This window comes from Shinella sp. WSJ-2 (assembly GCF_003432075.1).
Taxonomy (GTDB): domain Bacteria; phylum Pseudomonadota; class Alphaproteobacteria; order Rhizobiales; family Rhizobiaceae; genus Shinella.
The window spans coordinates 230,458-244,711 of record NZ_QWBU01000002.1 but is presented as its reverse complement, the minus strand read 5'-3'; the positions used below and the strand labels follow the sequence as shown (position 1 = coordinate 244,711).

The 14,254-nt window shown below is 64.1% G+C and carries 15 protein-coding genes; 10 read left to right on the top strand and 5 right to left on the bottom strand.

The annotated features are described in order from the left end of the window. Positions 1-53 precede the first annotated feature (53 nt). Both D0Y60_RS05305 and D0Y60_RS05300 read left to right on the top strand, forming a co-directional pair. Positions 54-1,004, top strand: a complete 951-nt coding sequence (locus tag D0Y60_RS05305; protein ID WP_117367540.1) for an aldo/keto reductase — start codon at positions 54-56, stop codon at positions 1,002-1,004. A gap of 1 nt (position 1,005) precedes the next feature. Beyond that, positions 1,006-1,449 carry a GNAT family N-acetyltransferase gene (locus D0Y60_RS05300; RefSeq protein WP_117367538.1) on the top strand — a complete coding sequence of 148 codons (444 nt, stop codon included), beginning with the start codon at positions 1,006-1,008 and terminating at the stop codon, positions 1,447-1,449. Here the strand turns inward: D0Y60_RS05300 and D0Y60_RS05295 are convergent. After that, a complete protein-coding gene (locus tag D0Y60_RS05295; protein WP_117367536.1) occupies positions 1,446-2,336 on the bottom strand; it encodes a LysR family transcriptional regulator in 891 nt (296 codons plus the stop codon). The genes D0Y60_RS05300 and D0Y60_RS05295 overlap by 4 nt on opposite strands. A gap of 149 nt (positions 2,337-2,485) precedes the next feature. Between D0Y60_RS05295 and D0Y60_RS05290 the strand changes: the two genes are divergently transcribed. Then, positions 2,486-3,484 carry an aldo/keto reductase gene (locus tag D0Y60_RS05290; RefSeq protein WP_117368386.1) on the top strand — a complete coding sequence of 333 codons (999 nt, stop codon included), beginning with the start codon at positions 2,486-2,488 and terminating at the stop codon, positions 3,482-3,484. A 111-nt stretch (positions 3,485-3,595) separates the two neighbouring features. On the opposite strand, the gene D0Y60_RS05285 is transcribed toward D0Y60_RS05290, so the two are convergent. Then, positions 3,596-4,213 (bottom strand): transglutaminase-like cysteine peptidase, encoded by a 618-nt coding sequence (locus tag D0Y60_RS05285; protein ID WP_117367534.1) that lies wholly within the window; start codon positions 4,211-4,213, stop codon positions 3,596-3,598. Positions 4,214-4,328: 115 nt separating this feature from the next. Beyond that, a complete protein-coding gene (locus D0Y60_RS05280) occupies positions 4,329-5,144 on the bottom strand; it encodes an alpha/beta hydrolase (protein WP_117367532.1) in 816 nt (271 codons plus the stop codon). A gap of 236 nt (positions 5,145-5,380) precedes the next feature. Between D0Y60_RS05280 and infC the strand changes: the two genes are divergently transcribed. The 6 genes from infC to pheT all read left to right on the top strand — a co-directional run bounded on the left by infC (position 5,381) and on the right by pheT (position 11,283). Next, complete coding sequence (gene infC / locus D0Y60_RS05275; RefSeq protein ID WP_117367530.1) at positions 5,381-5,917, top strand: translation initiation factor IF-3; 537 nt, start codon at positions 5,381-5,383, stop codon at positions 5,915-5,917. 222 nt (positions 5,918-6,139) lie between these two features. Next, a complete protein-coding gene (rpmI, locus tag D0Y60_RS05270) occupies positions 6,140-6,343 on the top strand; it encodes a 50S ribosomal protein L35 (RefSeq protein WP_117367528.1) in 204 nt (67 codons plus the stop codon). 38 nt (positions 6,344-6,381) lie between these two features. Beyond that, complete coding sequence (rplT, locus tag D0Y60_RS05265) at positions 6,382-6,786, top strand: 50S ribosomal protein L20 (protein ID WP_117367527.1); 405 nt, start codon at positions 6,382-6,384, stop codon at positions 6,784-6,786. Between the two features lie 101 nt (positions 6,787-6,887). Continuing rightward, complete coding sequence (locus D0Y60_RS05260; protein WP_117367525.1) at positions 6,888-7,754, top strand: serine/threonine protein phosphatase; 867 nt, start codon at positions 6,888-6,890, stop codon at positions 7,752-7,754. Then, complete coding sequence (pheS, locus tag D0Y60_RS05255; RefSeq protein WP_117367523.1) at positions 7,747-8,832, top strand: phenylalanine--tRNA ligase subunit alpha; 1,086 nt, start codon at positions 7,747-7,749, stop codon at positions 8,830-8,832. The genes D0Y60_RS05260 and pheS overlap by 8 nt, the downstream gene beginning before the upstream one ends. 24 nt (positions 8,833-8,856) lie before the next feature. Next, positions 8,857-11,283 carry a phenylalanine--tRNA ligase subunit beta gene (gene pheT / locus D0Y60_RS05250; protein ID WP_117367521.1) on the top strand — a complete coding sequence of 809 codons (2,427 nt, stop codon included), beginning with the start codon at positions 8,857-8,859 and terminating at the stop codon, positions 11,281-11,283. A gap of 250 nt (positions 11,284-11,533) precedes the next feature. On the opposite strand, the gene mbfA is transcribed toward pheT, so the two are convergent. After that, positions 11,534-12,517: an iron exporter MbfA gene (gene mbfA, locus D0Y60_RS05245; protein ID WP_117367519.1), complete on the bottom strand. Its 984-nt coding sequence runs from the start codon at positions 12,515-12,517 to the stop codon at positions 11,534-11,536. A gap of 164 nt (positions 12,518-12,681) precedes the next feature. Here mbfA and D0Y60_RS05240 point away from each other — a divergent pair, with 164 nt between their 5' ends. After that, a complete protein-coding gene (locus D0Y60_RS05240) occupies positions 12,682-13,461 on the top strand; it encodes a lipo-like protein (protein ID WP_117368384.1) in 780 nt (259 codons plus the stop codon). A gap of 47 nt (positions 13,462-13,508) precedes the next feature. On the opposite strand, the gene D0Y60_RS05235 is transcribed toward D0Y60_RS05240, so the two are convergent. Further along, positions 13,509-14,231 carry a pyridoxamine 5'-phosphate oxidase family protein gene (locus tag D0Y60_RS05235; RefSeq protein ID WP_117367517.1) on the bottom strand — a complete coding sequence of 241 codons (723 nt, stop codon included), beginning with the start codon at positions 14,229-14,231 and terminating at the stop codon, positions 13,509-13,511. Between the last annotated feature and the right edge of the window lie 23 nt (positions 14,232-14,254).

Genomic DNA, 14,254 nt, shown 5'->3' with positions numbered 1-14,254 from the left:
CACCCGGCCTATGCTGCAAGAACATTTCAGCACGTATCCCTTGGAGGAAGCCCATGCAGTTTCGTTCCCTCGGCCGGACCGGCCTTTCCATCGCGCCCCTCGTCTTCGGCGGCAACGTCTTCGGCTGGACAGCCGACGAGAAGACCTCCTTCGATCTTCTGGACGCCTTCACCGGCGCCGGCTTCAACGCCATCGACACGGCCGACGTCTATTCCAGTTGGGCGCCGGGCAACCAGGGCGGTGAATCCGAGACGGTTATCGGCAAATGGCTGAAGCGCTCGGGCCTGTCGCGCGACAAGGTGGTCATCATCACCAAGGTCGGCTCCGACATGGGCCAGGGGCGGCGTGATCTGCGCAAGTCGTGGATCGTCGAAGAGGTTGAAAACTCGCTGCGCCGGCTCCAGACGGATCACATCGACCTCTATCTCTCGCACTGGCCCGATCCGGAAACACCCTATGAGGAAACGCTGGAAGCCCACGCCGGCCTCGTCAAGGCGGGCAAGGTGCGCGCCTTCGGTGCCTCCAACCTCGATGCCGGCCAGCTGCAGGCCTCCTTCGATGCCGCCGACGCGGCGGGCCTGCCGCGTTACGCCGCGCTGCAGCCGGAATACAATCTCTATGACCGTGCCGGCTTCGAGGGCGCGCTGGCCGATCTTTGCCGGAAGGAAAATCTCGGCGTCATCACCTATTTCAGCCTCGCCTCCGGCTTCCTGACCGGCAAGTACCGCACGGCGGCCGATACCGAAGGCAGGGCGCGCGGCGAGGATGTGGCGCGCTATCTCGACGACCGCGGCCTGCGCATCGTGGCCGCACTCGACCGGGTGGTGGAGGAGACGGGCGCGACGCCCGCCGAAATCTCGCTTGCCTGGCTGATGGCGAAACCCGCCGTCACCGCGCCGATCGCCAGCGCCACCAGCCTCTCCCAACTCGAAAGCCTGATGAAGGCGGCGGCATTGTCGCTCTCGGCCGAGCAGATTGCCGCCCTTGACGCGGCAGGAGCCTGACATGGCCCTTATTATCCGCGATCCACTGGAAAGCGATGAAGCGGCCTGGCGCAAACTCTGGGCCGGCTATCTCGCCTTCTACAAGACCGACGTGGCCGAGGAAGTGACCGCCTTCACCTGGGCGCGCATCCTCGATCCCGGCTCCCGCATGGCGATGCGCCTTGCCGAAGAGGACGGCGCGGTGATCGGCTTCGCCATCCACCACTATCACGACTCGACCTGGAGCATCGCGCCGGAAGGCTATCTTGAAGACCTCTTCGTCGATGGCACGGTGCGCGGCAAGGGCGCCGGCCGGGCACTGATCGACGATCTCATCGCGATCTCGAAACGCCACGGCTGGAGCGGCATCTACTGGCACACCGCGCAGGACAACGCCCGCGCCCGGAAGCTCTATGACAGTTATGTCGAAACGGACGAGCACATTCGCTACCGGCTGACGACCTAATTTCTGTAGCGAAAGAAATCGACGAAGGCGCGCAAGGCCGGGCGCATCTGGCGGCGTGAGGGATAGTAGATCGAGAAACCGTCGAAGGCGGGGCACCAGTCTTCCAGCACAGCCACCAGCCGGCCGGCGGCGATATCCTCGGTCACCCGCTGGTCGAAGACATAGGCGAGGCCCGCACCATCCATCGCGGCGGCGCGCATCAGCCGCTGGTCGGAGACGATCAGCGGCCCCGATACATCCACCGTCACCAGACGTCCGTCCTTCTCCAACTCCCAGCGGTAGATGCGGCCGCTGGAAAAGCGGCGACGGATGCAGCGGTGCTGCATGAGATCGCGCGGCTGAAGCGGCCTCGGATGTTTTTCGAAATAGGCCGGTGCGCCGACGACGAGGCCGCGCCACGGGCCACTCGCCCGGACCGCGATCATATCCGCCTCCAGATGCTCGCCGAGCCGCAGCCCCGCATCGAACCCCTTTTCGACGATATCCTCGAAGCGGTCGTCGGTGCGCAATTCCAGCTCGATCTCTGGATATTCCAAAAGGAAAGCGCCGAGGCGCGGCATGACGATGTCTTCCGCCGCGATCAGCGGCATGGTGATGCGCAGCGGCCCGGCGGGCCGGGTCTGCCGCTCGGCCAGCGCCTCCATGGCGGCGTCGATATCAGCCAGCGCCGGCGCCAGCGTGTCGAGCAATTGCCGCCCCTCCTCCGTCGGCGCGACGCTGCGGGTGGTGCGGGCGATCAGCCGCACGCCGAGGCTCGCCTCCAGCGCGGTGACGGCATGGCTGACGGCCGAGGGCGCGATGCCGAGCGTGGCCGCCGCATTGCGGAAACTGCGCACCTCGGCGACGATGGCCAATACGGCGAGTTGGGAAAGCTGGGTCCGGTTCATTGTTCCAACAGATAGAACAAGCCATTGGCTTTTGCATCCATTTTCAGCGGAAGCATCGCGCCCTAGATTAAGCCTACCGGATGACGGCGACCGCTTCGCCGCCCGGCCCGCGGACCTCTCCCACCGGTCCCATCCAGAAGGAATGCGTCATGAAACACAGACATCTCGGCACGCTCGACGTTTCCGCCCTCGGCCTCGGCTGCATGGGCATGAGCCATGCCTATGGTCCCGCCGACGACGAGACGGCGGCGATCAACACGCTGCACCGCGCCGTCGATCTCGGCATCACGCTGTTCGATACGGCGGAGGTCTATGGCCCCTACAAGAACGAAATCCTCGTCGGCAAGGCGCTGAAGCCGGTGCGCGACAAGGTGGTCATCGCCACCAAGTTCGGCTTCCGCATCGACGCGACCAAGCCGGCCGCCCAGATGATGGTTGGCACCGACAGCCGCCCGGAAAACGTGAAGGCCGTCGCCGAGGCCTCGCTGAAGCGGCTCGGCACCGATGTCATCGACCTCTACTACCAGCACCGCGTCGATCCCGCCGTGCCGATCGAGGAGACGGTCGGCGCGATGGCCGAACTGGTGCGCGAAGGCAAGGTGAAGGCGCTCGGCCTTTCCGAAGCCGGCGCGGAGACCATCCGCCGTGCGCATGAAGTGCACCCGATCGCCGCCGTGCAGAGCGAATATTCGCTGTGGAGCCGCGACGTAGAGGAGAACGGGGTGCTCGACACCTGCCGCGCCCTCGGCATCGGCTTCGTGCCCTTCAGCCCGCTCGGCCGCGGCGTGCTGACCGGCGCCTTGAAGAAACTCGAAGGCCTCTCCGCCGATGATTTCCGCCGCTCCCTGCCGCGCTTTGAGGCGGAGAATTTCGATGCCAATCTGGCGCTGGTGACGGCGCTAGAGGAGATGGCCTCGGACAAGGGTGTGGCCCCGGCGCAGCTGGCGCTTGCCTGGGTTCTGGCGCAGGGCGATTTCATCGTGCCGATCCCCGGCGCCAGCAAGGTTCCGCATCTCGAGCAGAACACTGCTGCCGCTGACGTCACGCTGACGCCGGAGGAAGCCGCCCGCCTCGGCGACCTGCTGTCCCCCGCCAAGGTCTCGGGCGGACGCTATTCGCAGCGCATGGCCGCGATGGCCAACCGGTAGGACCATCTGCCGGCCAGGCATGAAAGGGCGTGCCCGGAAATACCGACACCAAACAAAAAGGCCGCGGATCTCTCCGCGGCCTTTCGGCAGCCCCCCGCCGGAAAAATGTGGTTACTGGCCGACCGACGACACCATGACGGCATCGCCGTTTTCGATGGAGACCCAGCGGCCGGCATGGAACGAGGCCTGGCGCTTCAGGAAGCGGTAGGGCGTCGTCGTCCAGAGTTTGACCTCGTTGTTGAGGTTGTCGAGGATGAAATCGCCCTGCGTTGTGCGCAACGTCAGCACGGCATGGCCTTCACCATCCGGCTTGCGCACGACGGTGATCAGCAGGTCGCCGACGGCAAAGCCCTTTTCCATCAGCTTCTTGCGCTTCAGGAGAACGAAATCCTCGCAGTCGCCGGCGCCATCGGGATAGGACCAGAATTCGTCGCGGCCGTGCAATTCCTTGTCCGTCATCGGCGTGATGTCGCGGTTGACGTCGGCATTGATCTGGCGAACGACCGACCAGCCGAATTCCGTGACCTTGGCGGGCGCCTGATTGCGCACGCCAGCCTGGCATTCGGATTTGTTGGTCTGGCAGAATTCGTAATGGCCGATCGGCTGTGAGGTCACGCTGCCTGTCTTCATGGACAGGGCCGACGCGGGCGCCGTGAAAGCCGAGGAAGAAGAAATGAGCAGAGCAAAAAACGCCGCCGCCCCAGCCTTCGCACCAATCATTCGTGCCATGTAACGTCCCCTAATCGTTAACAAAGAGTTAACGGTGCCGCGGGGGTTTCGTCAATCATCAGAATTGGCGATGCCGTAATATGGTTAAGATGTGATCGGCGCGCCACGCTTCCCGTTATGGGAGACGGGCCAGACCCTCCGCAGCTTCCAGAATCTTGGCGATATCCTGCGGCCGCGATAGGCGGTGGTCGCCATCGCGGATCATGGTCAGCACCACGTCGTCGCCTGACAGATGCTCCATCAGCCGCACCGCATGGGCATAGGGCACGTCGGGGTCGGCCATGCCCTGCAGGATATGCACCGGGCAACCGGTTTCGATGACGCCCGTCAGCACGCGGTTTTCCCGCCCGTCCTCGATCAGCTTCAGGGTATAGATGTTCGGATCGGGGCCGTAGGGCGTCGGCTCCTCGAACTGGCCGCGCTCGGCAAGGGCGGTCCGCTCGGCCTCCGTCAGGTTCGGCTCGATCAGGTCCGAAGTGAAATCCGGCGCCGGCGCGATCAACACGAGGCCGGCGATCGCGACATCCTTGCACTTTGCAAGCTCGGCCACGGCGCGCAGCGCAATCCAACCGCCCATGGACGAGCCGACCAGCACGACGCGGCGGGTGCCCAGCGCCTCGGCCGCATGATCAATGACGGCAAGCGCCTCCTCCAGCCAGCGCGAGATCGTGCCGTCGACGAAGGCGCCGCCCGAGACGCCATGGCCGGAATAGTCGAAACGAATGCAGGCCGTGCCGATCCGTTCGGCAAGGGCGGCAAGCTCTACGGCCTTGGTGCCGCTCATGTCCGAGCGGTAGCCGCCGAGCCAGACGAGATGGGCAAGCGTGTTGCCGTTAGCGGCCGGCTGAAGCTCTACGGCAATCTGCCGGGCCGCCTCGCCCGTGCCCACCGTGATGAAATCCGCCCCCGCACCGTTGCCGTTTGCCGCCATCGTTCCTATCTCCTGTCCGTGCGCCGACCCATGCAAAAGCGCCTTTTTGCCAGTCTTTGGCCCCGACCTAGACCAGATTCGCGCGTGCAAGGACAGGTGGTGATTTTTTCCGCGCCGCGTGCTATTGACTTCACAAGCGCGATCAACACATTGCCGAAAACGCCGGACATACGGCAAAACGGCCCGGTCGCCGCACAGATTCATATCGTTCGAAACAGTTCGAGGAGAACACGACCATTCGCAGACCCTTTAAAGCGGAAGCCCCCGTCAAAGACGGCCCGCGTTCCAACCGGGAAATCCGTATTCCCCGCGTCCAGCTCATCGATGCCGAAGGCACCAACCACGGCACCGTTCCCACCGATCAGGCGCTCCGCATGGCGGAAGAAGCCGGCCTCGATCTCGTGGAGATTTCGCCGAACTCCGAACCGCCCGTCTGCAAGATCCTTGACCTCGGCAAGCTGAAATATTCCAACCAGAAGAAAGCAGCCGAAGCGCGCAAGAAGCAGAAGATCGTCGAGATCAAAGAAATCAAGATGCGCCCGAACATCGACACGCACGATTACGACGTGAAGATGAAGGCGATGAACCGCTTCTTCGAAGAAGGAGACAAGGTTAAGGTGACGCTGAAGTTCCGCGGCCGCGAAATGGCCCACCAGGAACTCGGCATGAAGCTTCTCCTTCAGGTCAAGGAAGATACGCTGGCGATCGCCAAGGTCGAAGCCGAGCCGAAGCTCGAGGGACGCCAGATGATGATGGTGCTCGCGCCGAAGTGAGCCCATCGGTCCCCGGACCGCACGGATCAAGCCGCCTTTCGGGGCGGCTTTTCCATTTTCGGCCATCGGAACCCGGTTTTGCGGAATCCGGTTGCGCTTTCTGAGGACTTCGGTTACAAGCCGCCGTCCGAACGGTCCGGCAGGGCATGCCGTGGCCGTTCTTTACGCTGGAGAGGCGCCTTCGTCAGTGTCTCTCGAATTCAAGAAGAATGGAGTAGCAAAATGCCCAAGATGAAGACGAAATCGTCTGCCAAAAAGCGGTTCAAGATCACCGCGACCGGCAAGGTCGTCGCTGCCGCTGCCGGCAAGCGCCACGGCATGATCAAGCGTTCCAACAAGTTCATTCGCGACGCACGCGGCACCATGGTGCTGGCCGAGCCGGATGGCAAGAAGGTGGTCAAGAACTACCTGCCGAACGGTCTCTGAGACTAATCGCGCTTTTGAAACGTTAAGGAGATCATGACATGGCACGTGTAAAACGCGGCGTAACTTCCCACGCCAAGCACAAGAAGACGCTGAAGGCAGCCAAGGGTTTCTACGGCCGCCGCAAGAACACCATCCGCGCCGCGAAGGCAGCGGTTGACCGTTCCAAGCAGTTTGCCTACCGCGACCGCAAGGTCAACAAGCGCAACTTCCGCGCTCTCTGGATCCAGCGCATCAACGCTGCCGTCCGCGAGCACGGCCTGACCTACGGCCGCTTCATCGACGGCCTGAACAAGGCTGGCATCGAAGTTGACCGCAAGGTCCTGTCGGACATGGCGATCCATGAGACCGAAGCTTTCGGCGCGCTCGTCGCAGCCGCCAAGAAGGCTCTGGAATACCTCAAGGACGCCGGCACGAAGAACGAGTTTGAGACCGCCGTCAACTAACCGGCGCTCACAACAAATCTTCGCTTCGTTGTGAAACCCGCGCCGGGGAACCGGTGCGGGTTTTTGCTTTCAACCAGGATCGCAGCCCCAGGATCGCAACCATGGACGGCAAGCTCTTCGCGCTCAACACGATCCCCAACATGACGGATGGGGATGTCGAGGCGTTGCTGGCCGCGCTGACCCGCGAAACGCGCCGCGTCGAGCGCGTGGACCTGTCCTTCGGCGCGGTCTGGATCAAGCGCTACGGCACCGAGCGTCCGCCGGTCTGGACGAAGGCGCAGACGGCGCTTTCCCGCCTGCTCGGCCAGCCCTTCCTGCGGCCCTCTCCCGTGCTTGACGGAGCGGGCATGATCGCGCGCGAGATCCGCCGCATCGAGACTTTCGCCGCCGCTGGCGTGCCCGTGCCGCGGGTGCTCTATTCCTCCGGCAGCGCACTCGTTCTTTCCGATGTCGCGCCGACGATCACGGCCCGCCTGAAAGCTCTCGCCGCGACCGACCCTGCCGCCCATGACGATCTGCTCGTTGCCTGCGCGGCCCATCTCGGTGCACTGCATGCCAAGGGCTTCTGTCACGGCAGGCCGCATCCGCGCGACTTCTTCCTTGCCGGCGAAGCCATCGGCTTCATGGATTTCGAGGAGGAGCCCGAGGCGGCCATGCCGCTTGCGACGGCGCAGGCGCGCGACCTCTGGCTGCTGTTCCTGCAGGTCGCCGACCGCGCCCTTCTCGGGCGCGAGACCGCCGATCGCGCCTTTGCCGCCTGGCGCCATGCCGCGCCGGCGGGGATCAACGGGGAACTGGTGAAAATGCTCCGGTTCCTCGGCAAGTTTTTGTCGCCAACCCGATTGATCGGGCGCGTGCACATGGGTAGTGATCTCCGGCGCTTCCTCGCCGCGACTGGCTATCTATCCGAGGTTCTCCTGAACGCTCCCCGCCCGGCCGACGCAAGCAAAGCAGGTAAAGATGACTGAACTCGACACACTGGAAAAGCAGCTCCTCGCCGATGTTGCCGCAGCCTCTGACGAGGCGGCGATCGAAGCCGTGCGCGTCTCCGCACTCGGCAAGAAGGGCTCCGTCTCGGAACTCCTGAAGACGCTCGGCACCATGTCGCCGGAAGAGCGCCAGACGCGCGGTGCCGCGATCAACGCGCTGAAGACGCGCGTGACGGACGCCATCACCGAACGAAAGACCGCGCTGCGCGACGCCGCCATCGACGCCCGCCTGAAGGCCGAGACGGTCGATGTCAGCCTCCCGGTCCGCTCCTCGCCGGCCGAGCGCGGTCGTATCCATCCGATCAGCCAGATCGTCGACGAGATCACCGCGATCTTCGCCGATATGGGCTTTTCCATCGCCGAAGGTCCCGACGTCGAGACTGACTACTATAACTTCACGGCGCTGAACTTCCCCGAGGGCCATCCGGCCCGCGAGATGCACGACACGTTCTTCTTCCCGGCGGACGAGAACGGCGACCGCAAAGTGCTGCGCACACACACCTCGCCGGTGCAGGTGCGCACGATGGAAGCGCAGAAGCCGCCGATCCGCATCATCATTCCGGGAAAAACCTACCGCCAGGACAGTGACGCGACCCATTCGCCGATGTTCCACCAGGTCGAAGGCCTCGTGGTCGACAAGAAGGCCAATGTCGCCAACATGCGCTGGGTGCTGGAAGAGTTCTGCAAGGCCTTCTTCGAGGTCGACAGCGTCACCATGCGCTTCCGCCCGTCGTTCTTCCCCTTCACCGAGCCGTCCTTCGAGGTCGATATCCAGTGCGACCGCTCGTCCGGCCCGATCGTCAAGTTCGGCGAAGGCACCGACTGGATGGAAATCCTCGGCTGCGGCATGGTTCACCCGAACGTGCTGCGCGCCGGCGGTCTCGACCCCGACGAATACCAGGGCTTTGCCTGGGGCATGGGCCTCGACCGCATCGCCATGCTGAAATACGGCATGCCCGACCTGCGCGACTTCTTCAACGCCGACGTCCGCTGGCTGAGCCACTACGGCTTCCGCCCGCTCGACATGCCGACCCTGTTCGGCGGCCTCAGCGCGTAACCGGCATCCAAGGAGAAACTATCCATGAAATTCACGCTCTCCTGGCTGAAGGACCACCTCGATACAGACGCTTCGCTGGACGAGATCTGCGCGAAGCTGACGGCGATCGGCCTTGAAGTGGAAGACGTCGACGACAAGGCGGCGTTCAAGCCCTTCGTCATCGCCAAGGTCGTCTCGGCCGAACAGCATCCGAATGCCGACAAGCTGCGGGTGCTGATGGTCGATACTGGCAAGGGCGATCCGATCCAGGTCGTCTGCGGTGCACCGAACGCGCGCGCCGGCCTCATCGGTGCCTTCGCCGCCCCCGGCACCTATGTGCCCGGCATCGATGTCACGCTTTCGATCGGCAACATCCGCGGTGTCGAAAGCCGCGGCATGATGTGCTCGGAGAAGGAACTCGAAATCTCCGACAACCATGACGGCATCATCGAGCTTTCCGCCGATGCGCCCGTGGGCACGAGCTACGCCGCCTATGCCGGCCTCGACGATCCGGTCATCGAGATCAACCTGACGCCAAACCGCCCTGACTGCACGAGCATTTTTGGTATCGCCCGCGACCTTGCCGCCTCAGGCCTCGGCACGCTCAAGACCCCGAAGGCCCCGTCCTTCACGGTCGAAGGCGAGACGCCGGTCAAGGTGAAGCTGGAACTCGGCGGCGACGATCACCTGTGCCCCGGTTTTGCGCTCCGCCTCGTGCGTGGTGTGAAGAATGGCCCGAGCCCTCGCTGGATGCAGCAGCGGCTTCTCGCGATCGGGCTCCGCCCGATCAACGCGCTCGTCGACATCACCAACTACATGACCTTCGATCAGGGCCGTCCGCTGCACGTCTTCGATGCGGCCAAGGTGAAGGGCAATCTCGTCGTGCGCCGCGCGGCCGAGGGTGAGAAGGTGCTGGCGCTCGATACGCGCGAATACACGCTGAACCCGTCCAACGTCGTCATCGCCGATGACAACGGGGTCGAATCCATCGGCGGCATCATGGGCGGCGAGCATTCGGGCTGCGACGAGAACACTGTCGATGTGCTGATCGAATCGGCTCTCTGGGACCCGATGAACATCGCCAAGACCGGCCGTTCGCATGGCATCATCACCGATGCGCGCTACCGCTTCGAGCGAGGCGTCGATCCGGAATACATGGTGCCCGGCCTCGAACGTGCCACCGAACTCGTGCTGGAACTGTGCGGCGGCGTGCCGGCCAAGGCCGATGTCGTCGGCTACAAGGGCTACACCCCCAAGGTCGTTGACTTCCCCTTCTCGGAAGTGAAGCGCCTGACGGGCCTCGACGTGTCCGAAGCCGAAAGCGCCAATATCCTGACCCGTCTCGGCTTCACCGTGACGGGCGCGGGCGAGCGCGTCGCGGTCGCCGTCCCCTCCTGGCGCCCGGATGTCGACGGCAAGGCGGACCTTGTGGAAGAGGTCATGCGCATCCATGGCGTCGATAACATCAAGCCGGCGCCGCTCGAAAGCCATGCGGCGGTCAATGGCCGCATCCTGACGACGCTGCAGATCCGCACACGCCTTGCCAAGCGGGCACTGGCCGCCCGCGGCATGCTGGAAGCCGTCACCTGGTCCTTCATTCCGAAGGCCCATGCCGAGCTGTTCGGCGGCGGCGCGCCGTCGCTGGCGTTGTCGAACCCGATTGCATCTGACATGTCCGACATGCGCCCCTCGCTGCTGCCGGGCCTGCTTTCGGCCGCCCAGCGCAATGCCGACAAGGGCTACGGCGACGTCGCGCTGTTCGAAGTGTCCGGCACCTATGAGAACGACCGGCCCGAGGGCCAGCGCCGCGTGGCCGGCGGTATCCGCCGCGGCACGGCGAGCCTCGCCGGTTCCGGCCGCCTCTGGTCGAATGCCGCCAAGGGCGGCGGCAAGCCGGTCGACGTCTATGACGCCAAGGCCGATGCGCTCGCCGTGATCGAGGCCTGCGGCCTGCCGATGGGCAATGTGCAGATCGAGCCCGGTGCGCCGGCCTGGTATCATCCGGGCCGCTCCGGCACGATAAAGATGGGCCCGAAGATCGTTCTCGGCTATTTCGGCGAGTTCCATCCGAAGACCCTCGGCGCGCTGGATGTCTCCGGTGCGCTTTGCGGCTTCGAGATCTTCATCGATGCCATGCCCGAGCCGAAGAAGAAGGCGACGCGCACCAAACCGGCGCTCGACCTTTCGCCCTTCCAGGCCGTGAAGCGCGACTTCGCCTTCGTCGTCGACAAGACGGTGGAAGCGGGCGCCATCGTGCGCGCCGCCACGGGCGCGGACCGCAAGCTGATCTCCGCCGTCAACGTCTTCGACGTGTTCGAGGGCGCATCGGTCGGCGACGGCAAGAAGTCGATCGCCATCGAAGTCGTCATTCAGCCCATCGACAAGACGCTGACCGACGAGGATTTCGAGGCGCTGACCGGCAAGATCGTCGGCAATGTCTTGAAAACGACCGGCGGCACGTTGCGTGCCTGATCAAGATCGAAACGGGGCGGCAACGCCCCGTTTTCCATTTCGTGAGGGATGGTCGCAATTTGTGAACGCACCGTCATCGGCGACTGCATTGCGGATTGGTTAGCAAGACCTTAATCCCCTCCTCAGGAGGGACAACGAGGTCGAAATGGAATCACTTGCCAATCTCATTCCCGTCGCCGCCATGGGCTTCGGCATCTATCTTTTCTTCCGCTGGGTCGTGCGCGACATGAACCGCCCGGCAGGGCAGTGATCACGCGTTGCCGATGAGCACGCCGGCCGCCAGAACGAGGCTACCGCCCAGCACGACCTGCATCGCCGCGCGCCAGAACGGCGTCTCCATGTAGCGGTTCTGGATGAAGGCGATCGCCCAGAGCTCCACGAACACGACGAAGACGGCGATGGTCGTCGCCAGCATGAAGTTCGGAATGAGATAGGGTAGCGCGTGGCCTAGCCCGCCGAGCGCCGTCATGATGCCTGAGGCAAGACCACGCTTGACCGGTGAGCCGCGGCCGGAGAGTTTGCCGTCGTCATGGGCCGCTTCCGTGAACCCCATGGAAATGCCTGCGCCCACCGACGCGGAGAGGCCGACCAGAAAGGTCTGCCAGGTATCCTGAGTGGCGAAGGCGGCCGCGAAGATCGGCGCCAGCGTGGAAACCGAGCCGTCCATCAGGCCGGCAAGGCCAGGCTGCACATAGGTCAGCACAAATTGCCGCCGCGCTGTCTGGTCCTCTTCTTCTTTCACATCTGCAGGCGTGTGTTCCTCGCCGAGTCGCCGGGCGAGCGATTCATGCGATTTCTCCGCCAGCGCCAGATCGCCGAGCAGTTTTCGCGTCGCCGCATCCTGCGTGCGCGCCGCCGCCGTCAGGTAGAAACGGTGCGCCGCGTCCTCCATGGCCTCCGCCTGCGCCCGAATGCTTTCCAGCGGCATGTTGCCGATCAGCCAGTCCGGCTTTCGCTCGGGAAAATCCCGCACGAATTCGCGCCGCACCAGCGGAATACGGTCGCCGAAGCGCGCGAGATGCCGATCAATCAGCATCTGTCGATGATGGCTCTCCTCAGCCGCCATCTCCTCGAAGACGCGCGCGGAATGCGGGTAGGCGTCGCGAAGCGCATCCGCATAGGCGAGGTAAATGCGTCCGTCGTCCTCCTCCGAGGAGATCGCGAGCGCCAGAATTTCCTGTTCGCTCAAGGATTCGAGGCTGCGTTTACCGGGGCCGAGAAGGCGGGAGAACATCTTTGAGGATCCAGTTTAGAATAATTCTAATTATAGGACGCGATGGCGTTTCGTCAACCTCGACAGGATGTCGCGCGCAGGGCTAGAGTGGAAGCCGATGAGACTGCAAGGGATGAGACGTGACCGCCGCACTCAGGCCGCTTTCCGCAAGCCGCGATACGCTGATGGACCGTCTCGGCCGAAGACTCGCCGATCGGCTGCAAAGCCAGACCTCCGGCTACGAGCCCTATACGCCCTCCGACCCGGAAACGCTGGCGCGCACGCTGAGGCCTGGCGATATCCTGCTCGTCGAGGGCAACCAGAAGGTCTCGGCGGCAATCAAGTATCTGACGCAATCGACCTGGTCGCATGCCGCGCTCTTCGTTGGCGATCAAGTGCCGCTAACGCTGGAGCAGGCGGCCCTGCCGGCTACGGAGCGGCCGCAGCTTATCGAGGTCAATCTCGGCGAGGGATGCGTGGCCGTGCCGCTCAGCAAATACCGCACCTACAACACACGCATCTGCCGGCCCGTGGGCCTGACGCCCGACGATCGCGACATGCTGGTCTCCTTCATGGTCTCGCGCCTTGGGATGAAATACGACCTGAAGAACATCACCGACATGTTGCGGTATTTCCTGCCGACGCCGCCGATCCCCGTGCGCTGGCGCCGCCGCATGATCGCCTTCGGCTCCGGCGATCCGACGCGGGCGATCTGCTCGACGCTGATTGCCGAAGCCTTCGAGCGCATCCGCTACCCGATCCTGCCCGACGTAACGCGCGCGCCCGGCCACGCCGCCGCAACCTCCACCTATTCGCGCGAGGAAATCCTTCACATCCGCCACCACTCGCTCTATACCCCGCGCGACTTCGACCTCTCGCCCTATTTCGAGATCGTCAAACCCACGCTTGAATACGGCTTCGACTATAAGCGGTTGGAATGGGCGCCCAACCGGGAGGGGCCCTGAGAAGGGGCGAAGCATTCGCCGCATGACCCCTTATCTGTGGAGGCGCCTCAGGCCTCTTCGTAGATCCGCTGCCCTTCGAGAAGCGCCGTGTCGAGCCGGCCGCCTTCGGGGAAGATCGACAGTGTTTCCGGCTTGTCGACGCCGCCCACCAGCCGGTGGCAGGTCTGCACCTTACCGAGCACGGTCGTGACGGGGATGACGCCGGCCCAGATCGGCAGGGCGAAATCTTCCTCGTCGTCGCCGACGCCCTTGGCGCGGACTTTTGCGGCGGCATCGTCGATCACCATGGCGATGATCGTCGTGGCCTTGGCCTCCTGCGGCGTGATGGGACGCAAGAGCGCGCTGCGCTCGGGATAGAAGCGGTCGACCACGTCGCGCATCGCCTCGATCTTCTCCGCCTCGTCGTCCACAAGCCGCGCCGTGCCGAAACACATGGCGGAGCGGTAATTGGCCGAATGGTTGAAACCGGAGCGGGCGAGCACCAGCCCGTCGAGATGGGCGACGGTGAGGCAGGCGGGCGTGCCGGCCTTCAGGTGGCGCAGCATGCGGCTCGCTGACGAACCGTGCCAGTAGAGCGTGTCGCCCCGGCGCCAGAACAGCGTCGGCGTGGCATAGGGCTGGCCGTCGATGACATAGGCGACATGACAGAGCATGGCCGCATCGAGAATGGCGTGGACCGCCGCGCGATCATAGCTGCCGCGCTCATGCATGCGCTTGACGCGGTTACGCGGGGTGACGGGATAGGTGGCGGTTTCAGTCTCGGCGGTCATGCGGGTCTTGCCTTTCGAAAAAT